The sequence below is a fragment of the Solwaraspora sp. WMMD406 genome (assembly GCF_029626025.1).
Lineage (GTDB): Bacteria > Actinomycetota > Actinomycetes > Mycobacteriales > Micromonosporaceae > Micromonospora_E.
In genome coordinates, this window is sequence record NZ_JARUBF010000001.1 from 303,756 (window position 1) to 316,942 (window position 13,187).

The window sequence follows — 13,187 nt, forward strand, 5'->3', positions numbered from 1 at the left end:
CGACGCTGACGGCCACGACCGACCCGTACGCGCGCCGGCCGCCGACCGCCGACCGCCCCTTACGGGCGCCGACCGACCCCCGCGTTACTCGAACTTGGTGCGGTTAGCGGCCTCGCGCGCCTGCATCCGGATCGCGGACTCGCGCAGCGCGTTCTCGATCCGGCCGAGCAGGTCCTTGAGGCTGTCCGCCGCCGCCTCCCATTCGGTCTGCCGGCGCAGGTACGCCTCCTGGGCGTCGCCTTCCCACGTCGCGACCAGTGGCTGGATTCCGGTCTTGAGGTTGTCCAGCTCGGCCACCATGTTGCCGGAGGCGTTCTTGCAGTTGTCGGCCGCGCCGTTGAGCGCGGCGAAGTTGTACCTGATCTCCATGTCGTCTCTCCGGTCCGGCTCAGAGCTTCAGGGCTGCGGTGATCTGACCGGCGCTGGCGCCGGCGGAGTCCATCTCGGACCTGGTTTCCTCGTCGCTGACCTCGTAGTCCTTACCGGCCGACCCGACCGCTTCGGCGATCGACCGCAGCGCCACGTTCAGCCGGGCCATGTCCTGGTCGAACCGGTCCCGGACCTGCTGGAACGACCCGGCGCCGGCGCCTTTCCACTGGTCGTAGAGCGGGGCCAACTGGTCCATCAGCCGGTTCAGGTTGCCGGTCAGCCGGTCCGCGACGCCGTCGACGTCCTTCTCGGTCTTCACCATGAGGCCGGTGTCGGTGTTCATTCCCGCCATGGTCGATGTCACCCCGTTCCGCGTCGATGTCGCCCCACCCTGCCCGGGGCGCTGCGTACGGTGCGCCCGCACCGTCTGTCAAGACAGACGGTAACGGGTGCTGTCCAACCACGCCAGGCCCGTCGACTGTGGTGGCCGCTGACGATCATCGACGTCCGCCGCACAGCCGGGGCGCACTGTCCGGCGACGCCCGCCGCGCGGCCGGGGCGTGCTAGCCCGCGACGCTTCGTTTGGCCGCCACCGGGTCCAGGGCGGGACCGCTCGGTAGCCGGACCACCAGACCGGCTGGCAGGGCGACCACCTCGACGTCGCCGTACCCGAGCATCGTCGGCACCGCCGCCGACGCCAGCGGATACCGGTAGCCCTGGTCGGTGACCAGGTGCAACACCCCGGTCGGCGCGTCCGGCGACGGCATCGCCTCGACCAGGGCACCGTACCCGGGTTCGATGACGACCCGGTCGGCCAGCGGCACCCCCTGCGGGGTCGCCTCGGCGGTACGCACCGGGTCGCGTACCGGGTCGACCTGAGCGTCGAGCAGCACCGTCGGCTCGGGCTGGCCGGGTGCGTACCCGGCGCAGACGGCGGGCTGGGCGTCGGCCAGCCGGGCGATCTCCGGCCGACGCTCCGGCGGCTGCGGGCCGCCGGTGCTCGGCGGTGCTTTGGGGGCGGAGACCGCCGCGTCCGCGTCCAGCCCGATCGCGCGGGGACGGCCGTCGCGGTACGCCTGACGGGTGGCCGGATCGGCTAGCAGCACCTCGGCCGTCAACTGGGACAGCGGGGTCAGCCAGGTCCGTTCCACCAGGTAGTACTGGCGGCTACCGGCCTGGCTCTCCACCACGTGGACCTGTCCGACGAGTGCGTCCGGCAACGCCCCGGAGGGCTCTCCCCGACCGGCCACCGGGCGGGCTCCGATCGGTTCTCCCGCCGGCAGGGCGTTCAGCCAGGCACCGCCGACGTCGACCACCGGCTCCGACCGCAGTGTGAGTCCCTCCAGGACGATCGCCTCGTCGGTGATCTCGTGCCGGTGGTCACGCCAGATCAGATACAGCCCCGCTGTGCCGACGTCGCGTACGAGCAGCGCGGTGTCGCCCGGGTCGCGGCCGCCGGCGGGTGGCCGGCCCACGGTCAGCACCGTCGTGGTGACCGGGTCCCCCGCCTCGTCCCGGGCCAGCTGGGAACAGAGGGTCCACCCGCCGTCGAGCATCCGGTCCGGGTCCGGCAGCGCGTCGGGTGCGTTCGGGATGCCGATGCTCGGGCCACGTGCCGCGCCGACCAACGAGTTACGGGAAACGCTGCGGGTGGGTACGGGTGCCTCCATCGCCAGCAGCGCCGAGGCGTAGTTGAGCACCGGGTGCAGCCGCCCGTCGCGGAACAGGTAGCGGGTGCCGGTCTCCTTCTCCAGGATCACCGTGTCGCCGTCTCGCCACGAGGTGGCGCCACCGGGGACGATGAAACCGAACACCCCGACCGCGCCGAGGCAGAGCACGGCGACCATCATGCCGGCGAGCCCGGCCCCGCCGAGCCGGCGAAACGGTGCGACGGCCGGGTCGGGGTCCCTTGCCACCAGCGCGGAGGTCATCCGTTGGACGAGGAACTGGTACGACTGGACCTGGTCGCGCCGCGACGGCATGACAGCCTCTCTCTCCGGTACGGCCCGTACGTGCGCCGCACACGGCCTTGCCGCCTACGATAGGCACCGAGGACACGGCGGCGGCCGGGGACACGGCGAGGAGCGATGATGATCAGCCGAGCCGAGGCGTTGGCGCGGGCCCGTCGATGGGCGGCGCAGGACCGGCCCGGCGCGGAGCCGGAGGTCGGGCTGCACGAGTTCGACGACGGGTACGTGGCCTGGCGGGTCGAACCGGTCCCGCCTGATCCGCAGGTTCCGGTGGCGACCGGGCAGCCACGGGTGGTCATCGATCGGCAGACCGGCGAACTGTCGGTCTGGCCGTCGCTGCCGGCGCCGGTGATCGCCGCGCGCTACCGGGCGGAGCACGACGCGCGGCAGGCGGCCGTCGGGCGGTTCGCGCCGGAGGTACGGCACGTGTTGCAGCAGGCGGGCTGGTTTCCGGGTCGGGACGTGTCCGCTTCGGTGGACCGGTGGCTGGCCTCGTTCGCCGACGAGTTGGCGGGGCTGAGCGTGTTTCCGGCCGCCCGGTCGGCGATGGTCGAGTTCGGTGGCCTGACCGTGCCCCAGTTCGGCCTGCACGGTGAGCCGGGGGGCGGGTTCACCAGCTATCTGCACCCCACCGGAGGCGGCGTGGTCACCGACGCCGCCCGGGTCTTCGCCGAGGAGTACGACGATCCGGTGTTCCCGATCGGCAACCACGCCGACGGTCCGTCCGAGCTGGTCATGGACGCGCAGGGGCGGGTGTTCCTGCTGCACTGGGCGGAGGAGTTCTTCGTCGCCGCCGGCATCGACGCCGCCCTCACCGCGCTGATCCGGGGCGACGACCTGGTCGCGGCCAGCGAACGGACCTGGTGAGCGGCCGACGAACGCACCTGGTGAACCGCCAGCGAGCGCACCAGCTGGTGAACGGTCAGCCGCCCATCGCCCGCATGAAACCGAACAGGCCGAGCACCGCGCAGGCGAGGGGGACGACCGCGAGCTGCGCCACGATGTCGAGTCCGTCGCCGAACCGGGCCAGCCGGGGCGACGGTGCCCGTCGGCTGTAGATCACGCCGGCACCGACGACGAGCCCGGCGACCAGCAGCGCCGCCGGCAGCAGCAGGGCCACCCGGATCACCACGGCGGCGTCGCCGGCTGCGCCGAGCAGCAGCACCGCGAGCCCGACCAGGCCGGCACCCAGCAGCGGCAGCCGGTAGCGGACGGTCGGCACCAGCCGGGCCCGCAGCAGGTACGCGGCGGTGACGACCCCGGCGAGCAGCAGCGCGCCGACCGTACCGGAGTGGACCAGGACGGCGACGGCGACGGCCGTCACCACGGCCGCGCCGAACAGCAGTCCGGTGAGGATCTCGTCGGCGCGGGCGGTGGCCTGGTAGATCGTGTCACGGCTCGGCTGCGGATCGTCCCGCAGCAGATCCTCCGGGGTGCGCGGCAGCGTCGGCATCGGCATCTTGCCCAGCCGTACGGCGAGCAGCGGCATCGCCGGCAGCAGCAGCGTGGTCAGCCCGACGACCACGGCGGCGGACCCGGCCGGGTCGAACGGGCCGAGCGCGCCGAGCGCCGCGACCGCGCCGCCGAGGCCGACGGTGACCGCCGCGACGAAGACCCGGCTGGCGTCGCCGACGCCGATCAGACCGACCACCCCGGCCAGAACCAGGATCATCGCGCCGAGCAGCAGGTGGGGTGCGCCCATGGTGGCGAGCCGTTCACCGGCACCGAGGATCAGGGCGCCGCCGGCGAACGCGTACGGCAGCGCGATCGCGGCGAGCACCGCGCCACCCAGGGAGTCGGCCATCGCCCGGGACATCAGCACCCCGGCGGCGAGCAGCACGGTGGCGGTGGCGAGGGCGGCGGCTCCACTGAGCCAGCCGGGTTCGGCGGCGGTGACCAGGACCGCCAGGCCCAACAGCAGCAGCGCCCCGGCGGTGAGCAGGCCGGTCAGCCGGGTGGCGGCCGGTGTCCACGGCAGCCCGCGCCGGCGGGCCCCGGCGGCGACCGCTTCCATCAGGTCGTCGTACGCCGGTTCGGGCCATTCGGTGCGGGCCGGGACCAGGTGCAGCGTCTCGCCGTCGCGTACCTGCTGGGCGGCGAGGGTACGGGTGATGTCCAGGCTGGAACCGTCGGTGCGGCGCAGCGCCCAGCCGCCGTGCGCGATGCCGTCGGTGGGTTCGGCGTCGACGTGCCGCAGCACCGCCGGCAGCAGGCTGACCAGCGGAAGGTGTTCCGGTAGGGCGAGGTCCAGCCGTCGGTTGGCCGTCACGACGGCGATCCGGGCGAGTCCTGTTCCGGCCTGGGTGACCACTGCTGACTCCTCGGTACGAGGAACGGGCCAGATGCCCGAGGCTGCCATGACGGGTGAAGGCTACCTACCATGTGCCGGTGTCGCCGGTTGCGGTCGTCGCCCGTGACGGAGCGAGGCGGTGTCGGACCGCGGCGGGGTCGGGAAGGATCGATTCGTGGGCACGGTGGTGGTGAAGCGCCCGGCGCGGCAGCCGGAGCCGGAGTATCCGTCCGGCGAGGTGCTGCTCGACGCGCCGCCGGAGTTGCCGGCGCCCACCGGCCGGTCGTGGGGTCAGCTGATGATGCTGCTGCCGATGTTGGCGGGTTCGGTGGCGATGGCGCTGATGTTCGCCGGTCGGGGTGGTTCGACCTTGAGTTACGTCACCGGTGGCCTGTTCGGACTGTCGGCGATCGGGATGCTCGCCTCCCAGTTGACCAACCAGGCGGGTGGGCCGAGCAAGCAGGAAATGCTGCAGCGCCGCCGGGAGTACCTGACCCATCTGTCGCGGCAGCGGCAGCGGGTGCTGCGGACGGTGGAGCGGCAGCGGATGGCCGCCACCTACCGTCACCCGGAACCGGACGCGCTGTGGTCGATTCCCGTCGGGCCCCGGTTGTGGGAACGGCGGCGGGGGGACGCGGATTTCGCGACGGTCCGGGTCGGTCTCGGCGAGCAGGAGTTGGCGACTCCGCTGGTGCCGCCGCCGGGGACGACCTTGGAGAAGTTGGAGCCGATGTGCGCTCTGGCGTTGCGTCGGTTCCTGACCACGTACGCGCGGGTGCCGGATCTGCCGGTGACGATGGCGTTGAACGGGTTCGCCCGGGTGCATCTGCGCGGTGACGCCGCTGCCGCCCGGGGGTTGGCGCGGGCGATCGTCGCCCAGGCGACCGCGTTCCACGCCCCCGACGACCTGCTGGTGGTGGCGTGTGTGGCGGCGGACCGGCGAGCCGACTGGGAGTGGCTGAAGTGGCTGCCGCACGCGCTGCATCCGACCCGGACGGACGCGCTGGGGGCGTTGCGGCTGGTCGCGCCGAAGGTGAGCGGTCTGGAGGCGATGCTCGACGACGTGGTGGCCAACCGGCCGCGGTTCAACCTCTCCGGGTCGGATCCGCAGGGGGTCGCCGGTCCGCATCTGCTGGTGCTGCTCGACGGTGGCGACCCGGCCGGGTCGGATCATCTGATGACCGACGGCGGGGTGGAAGGGGTGACGATCCTGGATCTGTCGCAGCCGCCGCCTCGGATCCTGGACCGGTCGCGGCTGGTGCTGGAGGTGGCGGCGGACGCGACGATGCACAGCGTCACGGTGGACGGGCGGGCGGCCATCGGCCGGGCGGACACGGTCGCGGTGTGTACGGTCGAGGCGTTGGCGATGCAGATGGCGCCGCTGCGGCTGTCCGCCGCGTCCCGGGGCGAGAAGGCGCTCAGTGTCGAACTCGGCCTTGCGGATCTGCTGGGGCTGGGTGACCCGTACGAGTTCGACGTGGAGCGGGCGTGGACGCCGCGCCCGAACCGCAACCGGTTGCGGGTGCCGTTGGGGCTCACGCCGGACGGCGAGCCGGTGGACCTGGACCTGAAGGAGTCGGCGCAGGACGGCATGGGGCCGCACGGCCTGCTGATCGGGGCGACCGGTTCGGGTAAATCGGAGTTGCTGCGGACGCTGGTGTTGGCGCTCGCCGCCACCCACCCGTCGGAGACGTTGAACTTCGTCCTGATCGACTTCAAGGGTGGCGCGACGTTCACCCGGCTCGACAAGTTGCCGCACACCAGCGCGGTGATCACGAACCTCTCCGACGAACTTCCGCTGGTCGACCGGATGACCGACGCGATCAACGGCGAGCTGGTACGGCGGCAGGAGCTGCTGCGCGCGGCCGGCAACTACGCCTCGCAGCGCGACTACGAGAAGGCGCGGGCGGCGGGTGCGCCGCTGGAGCCACTGCCCGCCCTGTTGATCATCTGTGACGAGTTCTCCGAACTGCTCACCGCCAAACCCGACTTCATCGACATGTTCGTCCAGATCGGACGGGTCGGCCGGTCACTCAGCGTCCATCTGCTGCTGGCCTCCCAGCGGCTGGAGGAGGGCCGGCTGCGTGGGCTGGACACCCACCTGTCGTACCGGATCGGGTTGCGGACCTTCTCGGCGATGGAGAGCCGGGTCGTGCTCGGCGCCACCGACGCGTACGAACTGCCCCGCTCACCCGGGCACGGCTACCTGCGCTTCGGCACCGAACCACTGGTCCGGTTCCGGGCCGCGTACGTCTCGGGAACGTACCGCAGCAAGACCGCCGAGGCGGTCGCCGCCGGCGACGGCGACGAACGGGTGCAGGAGTACACCACCGGGTACGTCGCCGCGCGGCTGCCCCGGACCCCCACCCCGGTGGTCGAGGAGGAGTCCCCGGACGTGGTCGGCGAAAGCCTGCTGGACATCCTGGTCGCCCGGCTCACCGGCCGGGGTCGACCGGCCCACCAGGTGTGGTTGCCGCCGCTGGGCGAGCCGATGACCCTCGACCAGTTGCTCTCCCCGCTGGCCGCCGACCCGCAGCGCGGCGTCACCGCCGCCGACCCGGCCGTACAGGGCGCGCTGCGGGCGGCGGTCGGCATCGTCGACAAACCGTTCGAGCAGCGCCGGGACGTGCTGTGGCTGGACCTGGCCGGATCCGCCGGCCACACCATCGTCGTCGGCGGCCCGCAGAGCGGCCGGAGCACCCTGTTGCGGACGATGGTGGCGTCCCTGGCGCTCACCCACACCCCCCGTGAGATCCAGGTCTACTGCCTGGATCTGGGCAGCGGTGCGCTCGCCGCGCTGCGCGACCTGCCCCACGTCGGCGGCATCGCCACCCGGCTCGACACCGGGCAGGTCCGGCGCACCATCGCCGAACTGCAGCTGCTGATGACGCAGCGGGAGCGGCGGTTCGCCGAGCGGGGCATCGACTCGATGGCCACCTACCGGCGGGAACGCGGGCACGGCGGCCACACCGACGACCCGTTCGGCGACGTGTTCCTGGTGATCGACAACTGGGCGACGATCCGGTCCGAGTTCGAGGACCTGGAGCCGGCGATCAACGACATCGCCAACCGGGGCCTGTCCTTCGGTGTCCACCTGGCGGTCACCGCCGCCCGCTGGATGGACCTGCGCCCGGCGATCCGGGACGTCTTCGGCTCCCGGTTGGAGCTGCGCCTGGCCGACGCCAGCGACTCCAACCTGGACCGGCGGGCGGCGATGAACGTGCCGGAGAAGTCCCCCGGTCGGGGCATCACCCCGGACGGGACGCAGTTCCTGTCGGCGCTGCCCCGCGCCGACGGCGTCGCCGAGGTGGAAACCCTGGCCGACGGCACCCGCAAGCTGGTCGGCGACGTCGTCGCCGCCTGGCAGGGTCCCGGTGCCCCGCCGGTACGGCTGCTCCCGGCGATGGTGCCGTACGGTTCGCTGCCGGACACCGGCCGTCCCGGGCTGCCGATCGGGATCGCCGAGATCGACCTGCTGCCGGTGCACCTGGACTTCGCCACCGACCCGCACTTCATCGTCTTCGGCGACGGCGAGTCCGGCAAGAGCACCTTCCTGCGGTCGCTGGCCCGGACGATCACCGACCGGTACGAGCTGACCGAGGCGCGGATCATCATCGTCGACTACCGCCGCAGCCTGCTCGGTGACGTCACCACACCGCACCTGATCGGCTACGGCTCCTCCGCCCAGCTCACCGAGACGATGGTGACCGAGGTGGTCGGGGTGCTGCGGGACCGGTTGCCGCCGGCCGACGTCACCCCGGACCAGCTGCGGGCCCGCAGCTGGTGGCGGGGCCCGGATCTGTACGTGCTGGTCGACGACTACGACCTGGTGACCGGCGGGAGCAGTAACCCGTTGGGTCCGCTGCTGGAGTTCCTGCCCCAGGCCCGCGACATCGGCCTGCACCTGGTCGTCGCGCGCCGCTCGGGCGGGGCCAGCCGGGCACTGTACGAGCCGCTGCTGATGCGCCTGCGGGAGCTGAGCACACCGGGGATCGTGATGAGCGGCAACCGGGACGAAGGGGTGCTGCTCGGCACCGTACGGCCTGGTCCGCTGCCGCCGGGTCGGGGCTGGCTGGTGGCTCGGCGGGGCGGCACCCGGTTGGTGCAGTTGGTCCACCTGCCACCTGCCACCTGAGCCGGTTTCCCCGTCCTGCCCGTACCGGCCGGTCGCCCGTGCGTCGTACGGACGGTTCTCAATGTTGCCGTCAGGGGTTAGTTTTGTCGTGCCGGCCCGGACGTGGGCGCTCGATGGTGGATGGGGTCGGGACCGAGGACGAACGGGGAGACCGATGGGCGACGAGTGGCTCGTCGACGAACAGATCGACGTCGATATTCAAAAGTTGCAGGACTTCGCCACCAGCATCCGGGAGGAGCTGGAAACCAACTTCGCTCCGAGCCTGGCCGCCGGCATCCGGCCGATGCTGACGGAGCCGATCCCCACCGATCCCACCTGGTCGGAGAGCCAGCTCTTCGTGTCCCGCCACGACGAGTCGCGGCAGGCGATCGGACAGCTGCTCGGCGACGTGGCGCGCGGCATGGCCGCGCTGAGCACGGCGGCCATGTCGATCTCCGCCGAATATCTCGCCGGCGACGCGTTCTCCCAAGCCACCAACCAGGACGTGTTGCGGGCGTTCAGCGGCATCGAGGGGCAGCAGACGCTCGACGACTACTGGCAGCAGGAGGACAGTGCCGAGAACGACCCGGCGAACGTGGTCCCGGCGGAGCTGACCGACCCGGAGCACTACTTCGGCGAGAACTCCTCGGGCACCTCCGGTCCTGACGGCGGAACCCCGGCGCTGTACCAGGAAACGGTGATCGCCGAGGGCGAGACGGGTGAGTACGTCATCCCCGCCGATCAGGAGGACATGCACGACTCTCGGTTCGACACCCCGGACTACCAGGCTTGACCACGGTTGACGCAGTGAGGGACGACAATGGGTGACGACTACTTCGGATACCGGTACGTGCCCCTGCCGATGTACGCCGGTGTCTCCGACGACTATCTGGAGATTGACCACTCCGACCCCAACCGGGTCTACGATCCGACGTCGTACGACAACGTCGACATCGAAACGATGTGGCGGTGGGTGCAGAAGCAGAGCGACGAACGTGCCGGCTCCCTGGCCGACATGTGGCGCCGGGCGAGCACCCTGTTGCAGAGCACCCGGGACAATCTGCACCGGCACGCGAACGCGTTGGCCGCCGCGTGGACCTCACCGGCTGGCGAGTTGTTCTTGCACAAGGTCGGCGCCGCGATCTACTCGCTGGATCAGTGGCGGGAGGCCGCGGACAACAACGCCCGTGGCCTGGACCTCATCCGCGACAGGATCAAGTCAACTCAGGAAGAGTTCATCCCGCTCTACGAAAACTACCTCGCCGAGCAGCGCGCACAGGAAGCGAAGCGCAGCGCCGACGAAGGCATCCAGTTGGGCGACCTGTTCGGCATCAACAACGGCAAGACCATCGACGAGGTCAAAGAGGAATTCCACGAACGGGCCAAGAACCTGGTCAAGCCGTTGGGTGACATGTTCGTCGACACCTACCTGGACTACATCTCCCGAGGCACCACCTACCAGGGTCCGACCAACGCGGTCGTCACCTACCCGGGCGACGTGCCGACTCCGGTGCCGCCGCTGGCCGGACCGGGCGCGCCCCCCGGACTGCCGGGCGGCCTCGGCGGCGGTGCCGGGCCGGCACCCACCCGCCCGGACCTGACCGGCTCCGAGCTGACCGGGCCGCCGCGCCCGCCCGGGTCACCGCCCCCGCTGCCCGACGGAGTGGGACTGGCCGGCGGCACCGTCGCCCCGCCGGCGCCGGGGCCGGCACCCGCCGCCCCGCAGGTGACCCCGCCGGCCGCGGCACCGCCCCCGAGCCCGGTGGTGCCGCCGGTGCCACCGCCGGCCGCTCGACCGGGCACCCCGCTCACCCCGCAGGCCACCCGGCCGACCGCGCCCGGGACACGACCGGCCACCCGACCAGCGGCACCACCTCGACCGACCCTGCCCGGAGTCAGCGGACCCGGCGGTGGAGCCGGTCCCGCCGCACCCGGCTCGGCGCGGCGAGGTACGCCGCCCGCCCGCCCGACTCTGCCCGGCACCAGCGGGGCACCGGGAACACCAGGCCGGCCGGCCGCCCCCGGCTCCGGCCGAGCGGCCGGCCGGGGTGCCACACCCGGCGCGCCGCAACTGCCGGGCAGCACCGCCGGTCGACCCGCCCGTCCCGGCGGCCGGGTCGGGCGGAGTCCCGTCCCGCCGCCCAGCCTCGGCGGCTCGTCCGGCGCGGTCCCGCCCGGCGGTGCCGCCCGACCCGGTACCGGTGGCCGGCCGACCAGCCCGGGGCAACCGGGCCGTCCCGGCACCCCCGGCACCGGAACACCCACCCCGGGTGGTCGGGGCACCGGGCGGGCCAGTCTCCCCGGCCGGGGCGGGCCGGGAGCCCAACCACCCGGCCGGAGTGCCGGTCCGGCACCCGCTCTCGGCGGTCGGCGCGGCGAAACCCCTCGGACCCGGCCGACCCGGACCGGTGACACCGAGCCGGACACCTGGCGGTACGGCGACGGCGACGACGAGCTGTGGCAGACCGACCAGGCGCCCAAGGGCAGCATCGACACGCCGGACGAACACCGGCCCAAGGATCAGGGACGGACGCTCGGCCAGAGCTGACGACACGGCACCCGGTCGCCCCGTCGCGGGTGTCCGGGTCCGTACCATGCGATGAGAGACACCCGGCGACGAGCGACCACCGTCGACGGTGGCGGTGCCGGTCGTCAACGGTGGCGGTGCCGATGGAGCCCTCGGCGGGCCGACCCGACCCCGGACGCGGAGCCGGCGACGGACGGAAGGTGAGACTGGATGCGTGGCCTGCGAGGCGCGGTGGCGCTGCTGTCGACACTCGCGGTCGGCCAGCTCGCCGCGATCGCCGTGCTGCCCGCGTCGGCCCGGGCCGACGCGATCCGCGAGCAGGCCTGGCACCTGACCGCCCTCGAACTCGCCGAGCTTCACCAGCTCACCCAGGGTGAGGGCATCACGGTCGCGGTCGTCGACACCGGAGTCGACGCCAACCATCCCGACCTGGTCGGCAACGTCCTACCCGGTGTCGACCTGCACGACGACACCACCCAGGGACAGGTCGACCGGCAGATCCACGGCACCGGCATGGCCTCCCTCATCGCCGGCCACGGTCACGGACCGGGCAACGGCGACGGTGTGCTCGGGATCGCCCCCAAAGCCAGGATCCTGCCGATCACGGTCGTGCCGGAGCAGGGTCTGACCAGCTCCACGATGATCGCCGCCGGGATCAACTGGGCGGTCGACAAGGGCGCCGACGTCATCAACGTGTCCATGGCCACCGGAGGAGACCCGGATCTCGATGACGCGGTGGAACGCGCCTACCGCAGCGGGGTGGTGGTGGTCGCCTCGGTCGGTAACCGCGAGGACGTCCTGATCGCCGACCCGGCCCGCCATCCGGCGGTGATGGCGGTGACCGGCAGCGACCGGGCGGGCGGACTCGGCCCGGAGTCGATCCCGGCCGACGAAATCGCCCTGGCCGCGCCCTCGGTCGACCTGACGGCGGCCGCCCCGGGCGGCGGGTACGTCACGGTGACCAGCACCAGTGGTGCCACGGCGATCGTGTCGGGGGCGGTGGCGCTGGTCCGGGCCAGGTTCCCCGACCTGTCCCCGTACGACGTGTTCAAGCGGGTGTTGGAGACGACCACCGACGCCGGACCGCCCGGCCGGGACCCCGACTTCGGATGGGGGGTGCTCGATCTGCGCCGGGCACTGACCGGGGAGCCGGACGGCCGCGCCGACGCCGCTGCCTCGCCGACCCCGACCGACAACGAGACCGCGTACGCCTGGGATCCGGGGACCGAGGACGAAAGGTGGTACTCGCTGGTCGTCCTGGTCGGGTTGCTGCTGGTGCTCGCCGTACCGGTGACCGGGGCCGTGCTGCTGCTGCGGTGGCGGCGACGACGCCGACGCGGCCGTTCCGACCAGCGGCCGGGTCCGGGAGGGGCGGCCGCGCCGACGCCGGCCGGATCCGCCCCGGGTAGGCCGGCGGACGACCGGGCATGGCGACGGCCGGCACCATGAGCGGGCCCACCGCCGACCCGCCGCCGGCCGGGGAGCCGGCGCGGCCAGGCCGGCGTCCACTCGCCGTCGTCTTCGCCGTACTGCTGATGGTGCCGGCGGCGGTGGTGTGGCTGATCGCCGGGGTGGGGTTCGTCGTCGCCACCGCCCGCAGCGAAGGCTCCTTCAAATGGCTCCTGTGGATCGTCGGGTTGGGGATCCTCGGCATCTGCCTGCTGGTGGTGGCGATGACCCTGGCGGGGATGTGGCTCGCCTGGGCCGGTGACTCCAACGTGTTGCGGGTACCGGCCGGTTTCACCGTGGGGTTGTTCGTCGTCGTCCTGGTCACCCTGCTGGCGCAGGGGCGGCTCGACTACCAACCGACGATGACGACCCCGCTGGTGATCGGCACCCTCGCCGGGATCTCGCTGGTGCTGCTGCACACCCCGGCGGCCCGACGCTGGTTGGCCGCGCCATCGACCTGACCGGTCG

General features: G+C 72.6%; 10 protein-coding genes. 6 read left to right on the forward strand and 4 right to left on the reverse strand.

All coding sequences use genetic code 11. The annotated features are described in order from the left end of the window. Nucleotides 1-84 precede the first annotated feature (84 nt). The 3 genes from O7632_RS01245 to eccB all read right to left on the reverse strand — a co-directional run bounded on the left by O7632_RS01245 (nucleotide 85) and on the right by eccB (nucleotide 2,351). Nucleotides 85-369 carry a WXG100 family type VII secretion target gene (locus tag O7632_RS01245; protein ID WP_278110690.1) on the reverse strand — a complete coding sequence of 95 codons (285 nt, stop codon included), beginning with the start codon at nucleotides 367-369 and terminating at the stop codon, nucleotides 85-87. A 19-nt stretch (nucleotides 370-388) separates the two neighbouring features. Further along, a complete protein-coding gene (locus O7632_RS01250) occupies nucleotides 389-712 on the reverse strand; it encodes a WXG100 family type VII secretion target (RefSeq protein ID WP_278110692.1) in 324 nt (107 codons plus the stop codon). A 220-nt stretch (nucleotides 713-932) separates the two neighbouring features. After that, nucleotides 933-2,351: a type VII secretion protein EccB gene (gene eccB, locus O7632_RS01255; protein ID WP_278110693.1), complete on the reverse strand. Its 1,419-nt coding sequence runs from the start codon at nucleotides 2,349-2,351 to the stop codon at nucleotides 933-935. 108 nt (nucleotides 2,352-2,459) lie between these two features. Between eccB and O7632_RS01260 the strand changes: the two genes are divergently transcribed. Next, on the forward strand, nucleotides 2,460-3,206 hold the full coding sequence (locus tag O7632_RS01260) for an SUKH-3 domain-containing protein (protein WP_278110694.1): 747 nt from the start codon (nucleotides 2,460-2,462) through the stop codon (nucleotides 3,204-3,206). Nucleotides 3,207-3,261: 55 nt separating this feature from the next. Here O7632_RS01260 and eccD read toward each other — a convergent pair whose 3' ends face one another. Continuing rightward, nucleotides 3,262-4,650, reverse strand: a complete 1,389-nt coding sequence (eccD, locus tag O7632_RS01265) for a type VII secretion integral membrane protein EccD (protein ID WP_278110695.1) — start codon at nucleotides 4,648-4,650, stop codon at nucleotides 3,262-3,264. Nucleotides 4,651-4,804: 154 nt separating this feature from the next. Between eccD and eccCa the strand changes: the two genes are divergently transcribed. The 5 genes from eccCa (at nucleotide 4,805) to O7632_RS01290 (ending at nucleotide 13,180) form a co-directional block, all read left to right on the forward strand. Continuing rightward, complete coding sequence (gene eccCa / locus O7632_RS01270) at nucleotides 4,805-8,764, forward strand: type VII secretion protein EccCa (RefSeq protein WP_278110696.1); 3,960 nt, start codon at nucleotides 4,805-4,807, stop codon at nucleotides 8,762-8,764. 154 nt (nucleotides 8,765-8,918) lie between these two features. Then, nucleotides 8,919-9,536 (forward strand): hypothetical protein, encoded by a 618-nt coding sequence (locus O7632_RS01275; RefSeq protein WP_278110698.1) that lies wholly within the window; start codon nucleotides 8,919-8,921, stop codon nucleotides 9,534-9,536. Nucleotides 9,537-9,563: 27 nt separating this feature from the next. Then, a complete protein-coding gene (locus O7632_RS01280; RefSeq protein ID WP_278110699.1) occupies nucleotides 9,564-11,291 on the forward strand; it encodes a hypothetical protein in 1,728 nt (575 codons plus the stop codon). A 189-nt stretch (nucleotides 11,292-11,480) separates the two neighbouring features. After that, entirely contained in the window at nucleotides 11,481-12,719 is a 1,239-nt protein-coding gene (mycP, locus tag O7632_RS01285) for a type VII secretion-associated serine protease mycosin (protein ID WP_278110701.1), read from the forward strand. Beyond that, complete coding sequence (locus tag O7632_RS01290) at nucleotides 12,716-13,180, forward strand: hypothetical protein (RefSeq protein WP_278110703.1); 465 nt, start codon at nucleotides 12,716-12,718, stop codon at nucleotides 13,178-13,180. The genes mycP and O7632_RS01290 overlap by 4 nt, the downstream gene beginning before the upstream one ends. The last annotated feature ends 7 nt before the right edge of the window (nucleotides 13,181-13,187 follow it).